Source organism: Stenomitos frigidus ULC18 (assembly GCF_003003795.1).
Taxonomy (GTDB): domain Bacteria; phylum Cyanobacteriota; class Cyanobacteriia; order Leptolyngbyales; family Leptolyngbyaceae; genus Stenomitos; species Stenomitos frigidus_A.
In genome coordinates this window covers 1-14,461 of the sequence record NZ_PVWK01000016.1, presented here as the reverse complement: position 1 = coordinate 14,461, position 14,461 = coordinate 1, and the positions used below count along the sequence as shown (strand labels likewise).

Sequence of the window (14,461 nt, the reverse complement as noted above, 5' to 3'; positions counted from 1 at the left end):
ATGAGTGGAATGGAACTGTTAGAGCTGACGCTTACCCCGCTGGATGAACAAAGGTTTTGGGCGATCGCTACCCGTGTGCCCAATGGCATTGGCGATGCCTCAACCGAGTGCCTCTTACCCTTCTGGGTGGATGGGCAGGACTGGAGAAGAACTGTCATCAAGGTGCTAGAGAGTAGCCAAGGCTTTCGTGCTGAGCACTATCCTGAACCGGGAGAACAAGACTGGCTGGAGCAGTCAGGGCTGCTACTTCCCGATCGCCAGCGCTTTCATCCTGCTTATCTTGAACAGGTTGGGCAGTCCCTTTACCGCTCTTTATTTCCTCCCGATCGCGACCTCAAACAAGTATTCCTGCATTCCTTACGGTTAGCCGAGCAGCGCGATGCCGACTTGCATCTGCGATTGAAGTTTGCAGCCACTTCTGTTAAGCGCTCGCGCTTGGCTGACTATCCCTGGGAACTGCTTCACGACGGGCAGCGGTTTCTACTGCACCAGAAAGTCCGACTGTCTCGCTACATTGCCTACGATGCTTCCCCACCGCGCCTCCCGACCCAGCAGACCCTTCGGGTGCTGTTGCTCTCAGCCCGACCACAAGGGCTGCCCCAATTGACTCTAGAGGAACAGCAGTCGATCCAGCTTGGGTTGCAACGAGCACAGGAGACTGGCTTAGTGCAGTTACATATCCTACCGTCAGCCACCCGCAAAGTCCTCAATCGCTATCTAACGGATTGCTCGCCTGAGCAACTGCCACAGGTGTTGCACTTTGATGGCCATGGCGTGTTTGGTAAACGCTGTACCAACGCGGGGTGTCTGACCCTTCACGCCGGGATTAAGGTCGAGTCCTGTCGTGCCTGTGGACAAACCTTGCCAGCCCCACAAGGTTATTTGGCTTTTGAGACAGAGCAAGGGCAAGCAGACTATCAGAGCGCTAATCAGGTGGCGGCTTTGTTGCAGCCCTACCCAATCGCCCTGGTGGTGCTGAGTGCCTGTCAATCGGGGATGACAGTCGCAGGTGATTCGGTCTTTAATGGTATGGCGCAAAACCTGATTGACCAGCGGCTCCCAGCGGTAGTGGCGATGCAGTACTCGGTGCAGGCTGCTGCTGCCTGTGAGTTCGCCGAGCAGTTTTATCGAGTGCTAGGTAGCAAGAAGACTCTCTTGATGGCTCTGAATCAAGGTATCCGGGAAATGGATGTGGAGGGGAATCAATGGTATCGTCCGGTGCTTTACTTGCGTTGGCAGGATAATGAAGGGGGGCAGTTGTTTGTGGAGACATTGATGCCGTCGGAGTCTGTCACTCCAACCTTAGAAGGTGAGACTAAAGTGCCCGAGCCATTGATTGAGGCAGAAAATTCTGTTAAGCCAGTTCAGACACTTCGGCTGAAATATTTGCAAAGCAAACGTACCAATTTTGAGCAACAGCTTGACATGGTTCAATCAGAAATTGAAGCGCTGACTGATGTAACACTCAAAGGACAGTACGAAAACCGTTTGAATCTTCTATTCAAGCAGATTGAGCAGGTTGACCAAGAGATTCAGAAGATTAGGCAAGGGAACTGATGAGTAGTCACCCTAAATTGGCGTACTTGCAATCAAAACGTGCTGAGCTTAAGAAAAAACTCGACATCGCTCAAGCTGAGCTTACAGCCCTGACTGATGTAACGATCAAAGACCAATATGAAAACCGTCTGAACCTCTTGTTCACAGAGATTGGGCAGGTTGACCAAGCGATTGAGAGCTTGCAAGGATCTCTCCATCAAAGGAAAATCGATCATCTGATTGAGATTCTGCAATCCAGTAGCAGCCAACGGCAGTTGGACACGATGCGGGCTGCTTATCTAAACGTTTTGAAGCATCGAGCAGGGAAGATTCAGCACAATCCCACCCTGCCAGATGAGATGATCACTCAGTTATTACGACTGCCCAAAGGTCATTTTGACTACGGGGCGCTAGAAGAGTTCGTTGCTCATCTAGTGCTTAAACTTCAGGAAGTGGATGTGATAGCAGCGTTGCAACGGTGGGGTGAGGAACAACTAGACAAGCGGTGGGCTGACCTCTTACAGCACGTAGAGCAACAACAGACTCAGCAGTCTCAACAGACGCAGCCTGCTTTACTGGTTGTAATCAACCGCAGTGACCAAGCTTCTACCCAAGCAGAATCTGAGACCTACTACCAAATTAAGGCTTGGTTCGTTCGTGATACCCAAGACTATCAGGCTCATCAGCAAGGTATTATCCCCATCATGATGGCTGAGATGACTGGCGATGAAACGTATGCCCAGTCGAATTTGCCGCATGAACTGCCGAAACTTATTTCTGGGTTTCTAGTTGAAAGCAGCCATTTGTTTGATAGTGACCCAGAGTTACATGTCTGTTTGCCTGTAGAACTCATGAATCATGACGTTGATCTCTGGCAATTAGAGGATGGCGGACCGATTAAACCGTTTCTGGGTCGTCGTTATAAGGTCGTTCTGCGTTGTACTGAGCGTTGGAGCCGTAGCTATAAGCAAGAGAAGATGTGGAAGCAAAAGTGGAAACAGCATCAGTCTTTATTAGAGAAGAGCGCCCGTGATGCTTTCATTGAAGGAGATGATGATGATTTAGAAACTCTTTACTACAATCTGCTTGAAGATGAGGTGGTTGGTTTGAAGGTCAAGCAAGCTCCCACTTGTGTTGGAGCAAATAGCCTCTTTGGAGTGCTTTTACAAGCAGGTATACCGATCGCGATCTGGGGTCGTTCAAATCTCACAAGCACGACTAACGATGTCGAGTTAGCGCGGATACTGAGTCTATGCCCCTTAAGAAGCCTACTTCACACCGTCAAAGAAGAGCGTCAAAAGGCTCGTAAAGCAGCCTTTGATGATCACATTGGTCATCACCTATCCCTGCTGTGGGATGACCCATATTTGGTGCCCCCGAAATCTGCCTGAGCGAAGAATGCTATGAGTCACCCACCTGAAGATTGGAAGTTGTTTCAAGGGGATAACCGAGCACCCCACGACGCGATCGCGGCCTTACCCGATGCTCCACCCTGGCGACCCTTTGGGAAAGACCCGAACCCGGGTGTCAGTCGCCGCAAACGTCGGGGTGAAACGTTTCAATCGCAGCCAGAAGAAGTTGAAATGGTCAATGCGGCGCTGTACTTACGGCGACCGCTGTTGATCACAGGCAAGCCAGGAACGGGCAAATCCTCTTTGGCTTATGCGGTGGCTCAGGAGTTAAAGCTGGGTGAAGTGCTCTACTGGCCGATTACGACCCGCACCACACTGAAAGATGGTCTTTATACTTACGATGCCATTGGTCGTTTGCAAGAGGTGAAGCAATCAGAAGCCAGGGGCGACTATACCGAAGATCCACAAAAAATAGCCGACTATATTACCTTGGGTCCTTTGGGGACTGCCCTGCTGGAGTCACCCTCCCCCCGTGTGCTGATCATTGATGAGATTGATAAGAGCGATATTGATCTACCCAATGACCTGCTGACCATTTTTGAGGAAGGTCGGTTTGAAATTCCAGAGTTGGCGCGACTGGAAAAAGATAGTGATGACCCCAACCAAAAACCAGACCAGATCGAAGTAAAGGTTCGTACGGCTTACATCGATGAAGCCGAAACCACCTACGTAGAAAAGAAAGTCAAACTTAGGGGGGGACGCATCACCTGTCAGGAGTTTCCTCTGGTCATCTTGACCAGCAACGGTGAGCGCGATTTTCCGCCTGCCTTTCTGCGCCGCTGTTTGCGTTTGAATATGCGCGACCCCGATCGCGTCCAGTTGGAGCGCATTATCAACGCTCATCTCGAGCATTGCAATCTCTCAGACAGTCAAGTGAGCGATCTGATTGACAGCTTTCTCAAACGCCGGGATAAAGGGAGAGAACAACTTTCGACCGATCAACTGCTGAACGCCCTCTTTATGATTATCCGCCAGCGAGATTGGGTGGGCGATGAAAAAGAGAGCTTGCTTGACCACTTGCTAGCGCCGTTGGATCGTCTCTTAGAGGTCAAACCCAAAGAGCGTGCATCAGAGCCTAAAAGCAAATGATCAGTCAGCTCATCGTGATGTTGCAGCAAAATGGTCTGCTTCTGAGCGATCAGGAGATTGCTGCCTTCAGCGAGGCTCAATCTTTATTGCATGACGAAGACATTGCCGATGCGCTCTGGTTAGCCTCTAAGCTTGGTGGCGCTTACGCGGTCAATGAGGTAGACAAGGCAGATGCAGCAGACTCTGGTGCAGGGGCAGCCATTCCGGTCATTGACGATACCACCGTTGCAGCCGAACCTCAATCGTTTGTCTCTGCCTATATGCCCCGGACGGCTAAGCCGGATACCACATTAGCCGAAACGCCAGAACAGGGTTTACCCATTCAGGTGCAAGCGGCTCCGGCGCTGGCTCATCCCCGTGACATTGCTCGATCGCTGCGCCCTTTGATGCGGAAAGTGCCTTCTTTGACACGATCAGAACTTGATGAATTGGCTACCGTGAATCGTATTGCGGAACGGGATCTTTGGTTGCCTATTCTCAAGCCTTCGCCTGAGCGCTGGTTTGATCTGGAACTGGTGATCGAAGCGTCTAAATTTAGCTTTATTTGGCAAGACACTCTGGATGAATTTCAACAACTGCTGGAATGCCAGGGAGCCTTTCGCAATGTGCGTACCTGGTCTGTCAAAGAATCCGCTACGGGTCAACCCCAGCTAGTAGCCAAGCCGCAGCGACGTGCAGGCATTGAACAAGATCTGCCTTTACGAAGCCACAAAGAACTGGTTGATACCTCTGGACGTCGGTTGGTGCTGTTTGTCAGTGATTGCCGTTCTCAACTTTGGCAGCAAGGACAGATCCATGATTGGTTAGCCCTCTGGGGACAGCATGGACCGACAGCGATCGTGCAGCTCTTGCCCGAACGCTTATGGAGTCAAAGTGAACTGGATGTAGGCTTTTCTGTGCAGGTGAGTTCATTGTTACCGGGTGCCCCAAACCCAAAGCTGCAAGTCAAAGAACTGCCTGTTCGTACCGAAATTGCGCCCGTGGAGACGTTAACAGTCCCTATTGTGACGCTGACTGCGAGTGCCCTCAAGCAATGGGCTTTAGTGGTTGCAGCGGCGGGTCGCCAGCGATCGCCAGCGCGCTTGTTTGACCGCTCCTGGGTAACCGATCCAGAACGCGATCGCTCCAGAGCAGTCATCCGACCAAAATCTGCTAGGGAACGGGTAGAGCTGTTTATGGCAACAGCCTCTCCCCTGGCTCAACGTTTAGCGAGCCTCATGGCAGCCGTTCCCGTTGAGCTGCCCGTAGTGCATCTGATTCAGCAAGAATTGCTGGAGGCTGTGCAGCCCGTGCATATTGCCGAGGTGTATTCTAGCGGACTGCTAGAAGAAATTTACCCAAACCCAGTTAAGCCAGCTCAAGCAAAGCCAGATGCCTCTGTGCGCTACGACTTTGTTCAAGATGTGCGGGGGTTATTGAATGAGATCACGCCGCTAGATGAAACCCTGGGGGTGCTTGAAGCCTTATCTAAGCGCATTGCTAGAACTCTGGGCTTTGAAATCAGGAGCTTTACGGCTCTCCTCTCCCCCAAGGCTGATTGGACTCAGGAAGCAAAGGCTGCCATCCTGCCCTTTGCCCAAATTGCGACAGAAGTGCTCCATCGGCTCGGTGGTGATTATGCTGAACTAGCGCAATTAGTCGAAGATGATGCCCAAGGGCGTTCCGACTGGATTCAACCCTTAGAGACTGATCCTGTCTTCCCAGACTTAGCCATCCTTACTTTTACGACCGCCCAACTGTTCGAGACTGCTCCAGCATCCCCATTTCCGCCCTTGCAGACTCAATCAGTGGAAGTAGTGACGATCGTCCTTGAAGAGGACATAGCAGACACTCAACCAATCTCCGATTGGCAACTACTGGAGTTTGAGGTGGCAACGCTGGAACGGCAGACAGACCAGCCGCAAACTGGCTTCTTCCGCAATCTCTTCCAGCGTGGCGAACAGCGCAGTGAATGGGTCATCCGCAAACAGCGACAACAGCGGGTAGGGCTGCTAATCGAGCCGCTGACTGCCAGGGTGGAACTGGAGATGGTGCTGCTACCAGTCGGCACCTTTGTGATGGGATCACCGGAAGCGGAGCCGGAGCGTAGCGCTGCTGAAGGTCCACAACACACGGTCAGTCTTGAAAGCTTTCTGATGGGTCGCTATCCGGTCACACAGGCGCAATGGAGAGCGGTGGCAGCAATGCCACAGATTAACCGACGCTTGGAGCCTGATCCGTCTCTCTTCAAAGGCAATAAGCGCCCGGTGGAGCGGGTGTCGTGGGAAGAGGCGGTTGAGTTTTGCGATCGAGTCTCTGCTCACACAGGACGAGCCTATCGCTTACCCACCGAAGCTGAATGGGAATATGCCTGTCGTGCTGGCACCACAACACCCTTTCACTTTGGGGAGACGATTACCACTGACTTAGTAAACTACAACGGTGACTACACTTACGCGAATAGTCCTAAAGGTAAAGCTCGTAAGGAAACCACCGCTGTGGATGCCTTCGGTATCGCGAATGCGTTTGGGTTGTGCGACATGCATGGCAACGTGTGGGAGTGGTGTCAGGATCACTGGCATGAAAACTATAAGGGTGCACCGACTGACGGCAGTGCCTGGTTAACGGATGATAAAAGGGCAAATCGTGTACCACGCGGCGGTTCCTGGCTCAACAATCCGAGGCATTGCCGTTCTGCCTCTCGCAGCTTCAATGCGCCCGACAGCCGCGACGACGCTGTCGGTTTTCGAGTGGTTTGTTCTGCCCCGTAGCTTGCTTCCCGAAGGGTGGACTCTGTAGCACTCTTTCCTTTTGCCCTCTTGCTCTTTTCGCGCGAAGCGCGTCGCATTGTACTTTTACTTTAAGGTCATTTCAAGACTATGGCGATCGCTCAAGACCAAAACCCCAAACTCACGCTCCAGCGCCGTCGCCTGTCGGTGCAGTTCTTTATGGAGAGGCTCAATGATGCGGTTGCGATCGAGATGATGCAAATTCCCGCAGGCACCTTCTTGATGGGTTCGCCAGAGGCTGAATTGGAGCGATTTAGCTCAGAAAGTCCGCAGCATGAGGTTACTCTTGCCACGTTCTTTATGGGGAAGTATCCCATCACCCAGGTGCAGTGGAGAGCGGTGGCAACACTGCCACAAGTCAGCCGCGTACTGGAGTCAGATCCCTCTGGTTTCAAAGGCGATCAGCGCCCGGTAGAGTATGTGTCGTGGGAAGAAGCGGTGGAGTTCTGCGATCGCCTCTCTGCCCATACAGGACGAGAGTATCGCCTTCCGACTGAAGCCGAGTGGGAGTATGCTTGTCGAGCCGGAACGACCACTCCCTTTCACTTTGGGGAGACGATTACCACTGAATTGGCAAACTACCGAGGCACGGATAACGAGCAACTGAAGTGGTCAGGCTCTTATGGACAGGGACCCAAGGGTGAGTATCGAGAGGAAACTACTCCGGTAGACCATTTTGGGATTGCCAATGCCTTTGGCTTGTGCGACCTGCACGGCAATGTCTGGGAATGGTGTTTTGACCAATGGCATGAGAGCTATAAGGGTGCTCCCAGTAATGGCAATGCGTGGCTTGCAGAGGGAGATGAAACCAGACGGGTAGTACGCGGCGGTGCCTGGATCAACAGTCCGGGGCATTGCCGTTCTGCCTCTCGCTTCTTCAATGCGCCCGGCTACCGCGACGACTCTGTCGGTTTTCGAGTGGTTTGTTCTGCCCCGAGGACTCTGTAGCACTCTATTCTTTTGCTCTCTTGCCCTTTTCGCGCGAAGCGCTGATCGATTTTTGACCGCCTTTTTATGGAGGCAGGCTCTGCCATGATTGAAAAACATTAATATTTGCTGAAAGTTCAGCCGGTCATCCTGGGAGGCTGTTACAAGTAGCGGATTCAAGCCATCCGAAACACCGTGAACGAGCTTCCCATTATTCAAAAGACCCACGACCTGATCAAATGGTACGTGCCAATCCTCAATCGGCTGCCGAGGGATCATAAGTTCATGCTGGGCGACCGTATTATCGCCGGTCTGTACGATTTGCTGGAAGGTCTCATTCGCGTCCGCTATGCCAAAGAAAAGCTCTCCCGTCTGGCAGACCTCAATACCCAACTCGACCTCTTGCGCCATCAGACCCGCCTCCTGCTCGACTTTCAGCTCCTTTCGGATCAACGTTATGCCTATGTGAGTCAGCTGGTGAATACGATCGGCACAGACTTAGGCGGCTGGATCAAGCAACAACGGCAGCAGCAACCCGCATGAAGCGCTACGGTCAGCTCTGGTCAAAAATTGTGGCATTCGAGGACTTGCTGCAAGCATCTCGGCAGGCTCAGCAAGGCAAGCGCTACCGCCCCAACGTGCTGGCATTTAACGACAACCTGGCTCAAGAACTGCTGCAACTCCAGTCAGAACTGACGGCACAGACCTATACACCCGGCGGTTATCGCACCTTCAGGATTCGCGACCCCAAATCGCGCTTGATTTCGGCAGCGCCGTATCGCGATAGAGTGGTGCATCACGCCCTCTGCAATGTCATTGTGCCTTTGATCGATCGCACCTTCATCGCAGACACCTACGCCAATCGATTGGGCTATGGCACCCACCGTGCCCTGAAGCGCTTTACCCACTTTGCCCGTAAGAGTCGTTACATCTTGCAAGGCGATATCCGTAAATACTTTCCCAATCTGGATCATGATCTCTTGAAAGCTGCTTTGAGACAGAAAATCAAATGTCCAGAAACCCTCTGGCTGATCGATCGCATCATTGACGGCAGCAATCCTCAGGGTGAAGATACCGAATACTTTCCAGGCGATGACTTGCTGACACCGCTTGAGCGTCGTAAGGGCTTACCCATCGGTAACCTGACCAGCCAGTTCTTTGCCAATGTTTACCTGAATGGCTTTGACCACTTCGTGAAAGAGCAGCTTCAAGCCAAGCAGTATTTGCGCTACGTCGATGACTTTTCGTTGTTCTCAAACGATCGCCCCTTTCTGGAAAATGCATGGAGCGCGATCGCAGACTATCTGACCACTCTACGCCTGAAGCTGCATCCCATCAAAAGCCAACTATTTGAAACGCGCTACGGCGCAAACTTTGTGGGGTTTCGCATCCTGCCAGACCGCATTCGTGTCCGCAGCGACAACCTGAGACGGGCACGGCAGCGACTCCGACAACTCCAGCAAGACTACACCACCGGGCAGGTTTCCCTGGAGCACCTCATTCAGCGTCTCCAAAGCTGGGAAGCCCATCTGCTGCACGGCGATACCCATCGGCTGCGTCGTCAAATCGGCGATCGCTGGCGCTTCACTCCGCCGCCAGAACCACTCTCCGTAAAGATTCTGGCACCGCTAGAGCCTGATTGGGAAGTCTAGCGGTATCCTACAAACGGGATTGGTCGGCAAACGCGGCGGTTCCTGGATCAACAATCCGAGGCATTGCCGTTCTGCCTCTCGCAACAACAATGCGCCCGACAACCGCAACAACAATATCGGTTTTCGAGTGGTTTGTTCTGCCCCGAGTACTCTTCAGTGCCAGAACTGGCAGATGGGATATCTGCCGGGAGTGCGAGAAGAGTCCAGACTGGTTCCAGTGATGCGCTTATTTTGGCTTTTAGCTCTCATAGTGGCATCCGAAAATCAAACTGAGTCAGGTAGCTTGGTAAGCGTTGCTGAAGTGTTGCCTGACTCACCCCAATGTAGGGCAGTCTTGCATGGCAGAACTCATCCTCCGTAAAGAACGCAAACAAGCTCGCTATTTTACCGAACCGCTGGGAGACGCGATCGGGTTAGAGATGATTCTGGTGCCGTCTGGCACCTTTGTGATGGGTTCGCCAGACGATGAACCAGAACGCCGCGAAGCTGAAGGACCGCCCCATGAAGTGAGTATCTCCAGCTTTTTTATGGGACGTTACCCCATCACTCAGGCACAGTGGAGCTTTGTGGCAGCATTGGCTCCAGCGAGTCAGGAAGTAGAGCTCGACCCCTCCAGCTTTAAGGGGGATACGCGCCCGGTTGAAAATGTGTCCTGGTACAACGCGGTGGAGTTTTGCGATCGGCTGGCGAAGCACACGGGTAGACCGTATCGCTTAGCCTCTGAAGCCGAGTGGGAATACGCCTGTCGAGCTGGTACCACCACACCCTTCTACTTTGGCAAAACCCTGACTACCGAACTAGCAAACTACAACGGCAACTACACCTACAATGACGGTCCCGAAGGCGAGTATCGAGAAGAGACTACGACTATAGACCAGTTTGAAATCGCGAATGCCTTTGGACTAAGTGATATGCATGGCAATGTGTGGGAGTGGTGTCGGGATCATTGGCATGATCACTATGAAGATGCTCCGACTGACGGCAGTGCCTGGTTAACCGAAGATGAAAGTGCAAATCGTGTACTACGCGGCGGTTCCTGGTTCTACGATCCGGGGCATTGCCGTTCTGCCTCTCGCAACCTCGATGCGCCCGACGACCGCGACGACGCTTTCGGTTTTCGGGTGGTTTGTTCTGCCCCGAGGACTCTGTAGCACTCTATTCTTTTGCCCTCTTGCCCTCTTCGCGCGTAGCGCGTCGAATTGCACCGCTCTTTTGAAGCCTTGCACAACGTTTACGCCGCATGGAACAAGTTGATTCTCAACCCGCTTTTGCCACAGAGATGGCGGGTGAGTTCTTAGGTGTGGCAAGTAAAAAAATACAAACGTTTGCAGAAAACGAGAGAGCCAGAGCGCTAAGACAAGAAGCCGCAAACCCTTGCCCACAGGCAGAACTTCCTCTATCCTTTTGCCGTCCCACACGCCTCGCTTTCTCAATCCCGTGCGTTGCCCCTGTACTCCTCACAATCACCCCTCTTTTTACACCCAACGGCACACCCATAAGCTTGGTGATCAAGTCATGTACTTGCGTCCATGAAAGGTCACATACTCCAGCCTGCTCACGGTGATGAAGCGCGACTCAAGCACTACTATGATGCCCCCCAACGACCAAGAATAAGCCATATGGAGCGTCGCTGTGAAGCCAGAGAGACTCTAATTCCCGTCTGTTTTCAGCATCGGCTTACTGCTAGCGGCGGCTGTCGTAGTGGTCTGCACAGGGGCACTTTTGGTCTCACCAACGACCGCTGGATTGGGGTTGTCTGGAGTCTTATAAGTGGGCAGCGTTTCTGCTTCCTGTGTTCTGGTAGCCTGCATCTGATCGTAGAGTTCCTTCAGTTGGCGGGCTGAGATCTTCACGCGTCGTTTCGTGAAAACAGTGGCAATATCGGTAAAACTATAGCCCAGGTCTACGGCTGTTTTCAGTTCCGTGTAACTCTGGAGCACAATCTGTTCGGGTGATGTCCTTTTGGGCTTTTGGTTCATCAGCTTGAGATCGGTAATGGCTCCTGCTAAATCCTCCTCCTCAGATGTCTCTAGTGGGAGTGGGGTCTGCCCTTTAGGTTTGGTCATGGGTAGTGCTCTCTGCGTCAGTGTGTTTTTAACGTGCCCAAAGCAGCACGGCAACTAACAGGAAGCAGAGCAGTAGAGGCGATGAGACCGATCGTGTTCGCCCTGTGTGCAGCCAATATTGCGGCTCTGGCAATGGCAGACTAAGCAACTGAAACAGGGCTGTGATCGTACCGCCGTGTTTGGGCACACTAAGGGTGTTTGCCGTGTTGGCGAGCTATGTGGCGTATGACATCACGGCTCGCCCAAGGGGTGCAACCCCCTTGGAGAACCCCCGTCCCTCGTCCTCCGACCCCCCATGCTAGACCCTGAAAGTAAGCTAGATCACGAAGCATACCTGACCGCACTCGAGCAACTTATGGCTCCCGTGCTGCCACCGCTGCTGGCCACCGAAAGGTTGAGCTGTCGGGTGCCCTCAAAAGAACATCAAGCCTTGAAGGTTTGGTGCAAGGCGCAGGGTCTCCCACTCTCTGACTATGTGCGTGCCCGACTCTATGATCAACCACTGCCCAAACGCCCACACAAAGAGCGCGTCTCACCACTAGAGCAGCATGTGCTTGTGGCACTCAATCGCCTTGGCAACAACCTCAATCAAACGGTGCGACGACTGTACCGACAGGAGCACCCTAGCCTCAACGAAGTAGACCGAGAACTCCTCCAAACAATCCAAGCCCAACTCAAAGACATCCAGCGCCAACTACGGACAGAGTAAGCCCATGACCATCGCCAAAATTCACCAAAACAGTTCGGCGAGAGCCACGCTGGGTTATGTGCTGACGAAGCCAGGTGCCAGCGTCATTGGTGGTAATGCGGCTGATTGGGTTGAGCGTGATGCTCTGACAGAGGCGCAGCGAGACGCACTCCTGGAAGACACTATCGCCCTCTTTGACCTGGCGGCTGCACTGAATCCAATCAAGCAGCCGGTCTACCACATTGCCCTCTCCCTACCCCCCCACGAAACCCTGGACGATGAGGCGTTCAGCGAGCTGTCTGATCAGTATTTAGCGGGCTTGATTCTGAGTGCCGTGCAGCCTGCTTTACTCAAGCAATCAAATGACATCCAACTGGCGGCGGCGATCGAGTGTTTTCGCCAGGAAGAGTTGCCCAAGTACTTTTATGTGATCGTCCGCCATACCGATGCGCCGCACCCACATGTGCATCTGGTGGTCGCTAAAATCAACCTGGAAACCACGAAAGCGATTCCCACATCCTTCGATCGCTACCGTTCCCAAATTGTGTTGCGCTCGTTGGAACGTCAGCATGGGTTGAGCGTGCAAGCGAATAGTTGGGAGGTGGATCGCAAAGCCGAGTCCACGCAGCAAGCCCAAGCCGAGATCAAGACGGGACAGCCCAGTGTCCATAAACGGCTTCAAGCCGTCCTCGATGCGGCGGCGGCTCGTAGCCAAACGGTGCCCGCTTTTATAGAGCAAGCCCAGGCGCGTGGGGTTGAGGTACAGATGCAATTTACCCGCACCGGCAAGAGCAAAGGCATCTCCTATAGTCTGGATGGTGTTGCGTTTAGCGGTCATGCCTTAGGGACTCGTTATAGCTTCAAAGAAGGTGATCCAGGACTGGTGAGACATCTGGGTTTGAGCTATGCACCAGAGCGTGATCGGGTGTTGATCCAGACCCTGTGTCGGCGTCCAGTGGCGAGTGCAACACCACCTCAAATTGACTCACCGGACTCGACTCAAAGGCTAGCGATGGAGCACCAAAGACTACGCGCGCTGGCCTTGCAACAGCAAGCAGAAGCGGCAGCAGACGAAGACGAACGGCAAGCCAAAACGGACTCCTTTGTACCACTAGCAAGTCAGCTTGAAAGCAGTCCGATCGCCCCGACTGAGCCAGCACCGATCTCACCTCCCTGGGTGGGGCGATCCGACTCCGCACTGGAGCCGTTGCCAGTCGTTGCAGAGGCTCTTCAGCCGCCCCTGTCACTACCCACTACAGTCGTGCTGGAGACCGCCGCAACGGCGACCCAAGCACCACCAGTGCTCAGTCAGCCCTTGCCCCCTGGCTTGCCTCCGGCTCCCCCAACGCCGACTGTGCCACCAGCCCACGCATCGCAGCCAGACATACCCCTCCCCCCAGCAGCAAGACGCTTGGCAAGTGTGCCACCGCCACCCCACCATCAGCCCCAGATGACACTCACGCCCACAGACAACCCAGACCCAAGCGTGCCCGTCGCAGCGGAGCCAGCGCCCTTAGAACGAGCGGCTTGGGGACGAGACATCGTGGCCGTGATCAAGTTAGCCTTGTTCGTGGCTCAGCAAACCAAACATGAGGGTACGCGCTATCGGTTTGCTGACGACGGTCAGACGTTGAGACTAGAGGCAATGGATGGGCGCGGTCTCCTGGTGCAATTACAAGGTGAGCGGTTGTGGGTGAGTCCACAGCTCACCGCTGCGGACCACCAGTATTTCCAAGCACAGCGGGCACCGTTAGCCGCGTTGCAGAAGCAAGGACCAACACGAGTCAAGCCCACAGTGGACAAGCGCAAAAAGGGACAGGAGGGTCGTTGATCCCAACGTGAGCCGTCCCGCTGCCGTCGGCCGTTAAAGTCTGTACCGGGTGCAGCCAGCCATGCAGTTCCGCAAGCTCTCCGCCCCAGCTTGTCCGCCTCTCCTGACGGTGGCAACTGGTCTCGTTAGTGGCACCGCTCTACCACTCAGCCACGGGTCGTGCTCGTGCTCGCCTCAGACCCTCCAGGCTTCGGGTGCCGCCGTGCTCGTGTTTGAGTCGTACCAGGGGCTGGTCAAACGGGGGCAGCCGAGCGATGGGTGCAATGTGCTGTGGTCGGGTCGGTTTGCCCTGGCAGCCTTTGGGCATCCTAACGACATGGCTTACTCCATTCTCCGCTTTGGCAAACTGAAGTCAGCGGGTCAAATCAAAGCGTCGCAAGGACACTGTACCCGCACCCGTGAGACGCCCAATGCTGGGTTCCTTGACGCAAAGGTACGTAAAGCGACATGCCCCTGCGAGGAAAGGCGCTAAGATCCACCGTTTACATGGGT

The 14,461-nt window shown here is 53.7% G+C and carries 13 protein-coding genes; 12 read left to right on the top strand and 1 reads right to left on the bottom strand.

The features are described from left to right. The 9 genes from C7B82_RS03400 (at window position 1) to C7B82_RS03360 (ending at window position 10,535) form a co-directional block, all read left to right on the top strand. Window positions 1-1,557: a CHAT domain-containing protein gene (locus tag C7B82_RS03400; protein ID WP_106254907.1), complete on the top strand. Its 1,557-nt coding sequence runs from the start codon at window positions 1-3 to the stop codon at window positions 1,555-1,557. Continuing rightward, window positions 1,557-2,927, top strand: a complete 1,371-nt coding sequence (locus tag C7B82_RS03395; protein ID WP_106254906.1) for a VMAP-C domain-containing protein — start codon at window positions 1,557-1,559, stop codon at window positions 2,925-2,927. The genes C7B82_RS03400 and C7B82_RS03395 overlap by 1 nt, the downstream gene beginning before the upstream one ends. A 12-nt stretch (window positions 2,928-2,939) precedes the next feature. Continuing rightward, a complete protein-coding gene (locus C7B82_RS03390; RefSeq protein ID WP_106254905.1) occupies window positions 2,940-4,037 on the top strand; it encodes an AAA family ATPase in 1,098 nt (365 codons plus the stop codon). Next, window positions 4,034-6,787, top strand: a complete 2,754-nt coding sequence (locus C7B82_RS34545; protein ID WP_339375142.1) for an SAV_2336 N-terminal domain-related protein — start codon at window positions 4,034-4,036, stop codon at window positions 6,785-6,787. The genes C7B82_RS03390 and C7B82_RS34545 overlap by 4 nt, the downstream gene beginning before the upstream one ends. Before the next feature lie 108 nt (window positions 6,788-6,895). Beyond that, window positions 6,896-7,753, top strand: a complete 858-nt coding sequence (locus tag C7B82_RS03380) for a formylglycine-generating enzyme family protein (protein WP_106254904.1) — start codon at window positions 6,896-6,898, stop codon at window positions 7,751-7,753. Window positions 7,754-7,927: 174 nt separating this feature from the next. Continuing rightward, complete coding sequence (gene avd, locus C7B82_RS03375; protein WP_106254903.1) at window positions 7,928-8,275, top strand: diversity-generating retroelement protein Avd; 348 nt, start codon at window positions 7,928-7,930, stop codon at window positions 8,273-8,275. Next, the gene (locus tag C7B82_RS03370) at window positions 8,272-9,384 is read left to right on the top strand and encodes an RNA-directed DNA polymerase (RefSeq protein WP_106254902.1); all 1,113 of its coding nucleotides are present in this window, start codon (window positions 8,272-8,274) and stop codon (window positions 9,382-9,384) included. Before avd ends, C7B82_RS03370 begins: the two co-directional genes overlap by 4 nt. Window positions 9,385-9,403: 19 nt before the next feature. After that, entirely contained in the window at window positions 9,404-9,745 is a 342-nt protein-coding gene (locus tag C7B82_RS31280; RefSeq protein WP_245939712.1) for an SUMF1/EgtB/PvdO family nonheme iron enzyme, read from the top strand. Then, a complete protein-coding gene (locus tag C7B82_RS03360; RefSeq protein WP_106254901.1) occupies window positions 9,723-10,535 on the top strand; it encodes a formylglycine-generating enzyme family protein in 813 nt (270 codons plus the stop codon). The genes C7B82_RS31280 and C7B82_RS03360 overlap by 23 nt, the downstream gene beginning before the upstream one ends. 498 nt (window positions 10,536-11,033) lie before the next feature. Here C7B82_RS03360 and C7B82_RS03355 read toward each other — a convergent pair whose 3' ends face one another. Next, the gene (locus C7B82_RS03355) at window positions 11,034-11,450 is read right to left on the bottom strand and encodes a hypothetical protein (RefSeq protein WP_106254900.1); all 417 of its coding nucleotides are present in this window, start codon (window positions 11,448-11,450) and stop codon (window positions 11,034-11,036) included. Window positions 11,451-11,745: 295 nt separating this feature from the next. On the opposite strand from C7B82_RS03355, the gene C7B82_RS03350 reads away from it, so the two are divergent. The 3 genes from C7B82_RS03350 to C7B82_RS03340 all read left to right on the top strand — a co-directional run bounded on the left by C7B82_RS03350 (window position 11,746) and on the right by C7B82_RS03340 (window position 14,441). Beyond that, window positions 11,746-12,159 carry a plasmid mobilization protein gene (locus C7B82_RS03350; protein ID WP_106254899.1) on the top strand — a complete coding sequence of 138 codons (414 nt, stop codon included), beginning with the start codon at window positions 11,746-11,748 and terminating at the stop codon, window positions 12,157-12,159. Window positions 12,160-12,163: 4 nt separating this feature from the next. Then, entirely contained in the window at window positions 12,164-13,969 is a 1,806-nt protein-coding gene (locus C7B82_RS03345; RefSeq protein WP_106254898.1) for a relaxase/mobilization nuclease domain-containing protein, read from the top strand. A gap of 109 nt (window positions 13,970-14,078) precedes the next feature. Further along, window positions 14,079-14,441 carry a hypothetical protein gene (locus C7B82_RS03340; RefSeq protein WP_146141037.1) on the top strand — a complete coding sequence of 121 codons (363 nt, stop codon included), beginning with the start codon at window positions 14,079-14,081 and terminating at the stop codon, window positions 14,439-14,441. Window positions 14,442-14,461: the final 20 nt, after the last annotated feature.

Coding starts and splice junctions, on each gene's coding strand:
- C7B82_RS34545 (WP_339375142.1), top strand. CDS start 4,034: ATGATCAGTCAGCTCATCGTGATGTTGCAGCAAAATGGTCTGCTTCTG.
- C7B82_RS03355 (WP_106254900.1), bottom strand. CDS start 11,450: ATGACCAAACCTAAAGGGCAGACCCCACTCCCACTAGAGACATCTGAG.
- C7B82_RS03370 (WP_106254902.1), top strand. CDS start 8,272: ATGAAGCGCTACGGTCAGCTCTGGTCAAAAATTGTGGCATTCGAGGAC.
- C7B82_RS03380 (WP_106254904.1), top strand. CDS start 6,896: ATGGCGATCGCTCAAGACCAAAACCCCAAACTCACGCTCCAGCGCCGT.
- C7B82_RS03345 (WP_106254898.1), top strand. CDS start 12,164: ATGACCATCGCCAAAATTCACCAAAACAGTTCGGCGAGAGCCACGCTG.
- C7B82_RS03360 (WP_106254901.1), top strand. CDS start 9,723: ATGGCAGAACTCATCCTCCGTAAAGAACGCAAACAAGCTCGCTATTTT.
- C7B82_RS03400 (WP_106254907.1), top strand. CDS start 1: ATGAGTGGAATGGAACTGTTAGAGCTGACGCTTACCCCGCTGGATGAA.
- C7B82_RS03395 (WP_106254906.1), top strand. CDS start 1,557: ATGAGTAGTCACCCTAAATTGGCGTACTTGCAATCAAAACGTGCTGAG.
- C7B82_RS03390 (WP_106254905.1), top strand. CDS start 2,940: ATGAGTCACCCACCTGAAGATTGGAAGTTGTTTCAAGGGGATAACCGA.
- C7B82_RS03350 (WP_106254899.1), top strand. CDS start 11,746: ATGCTAGACCCTGAAAGTAAGCTAGATCACGAAGCATACCTGACCGCA.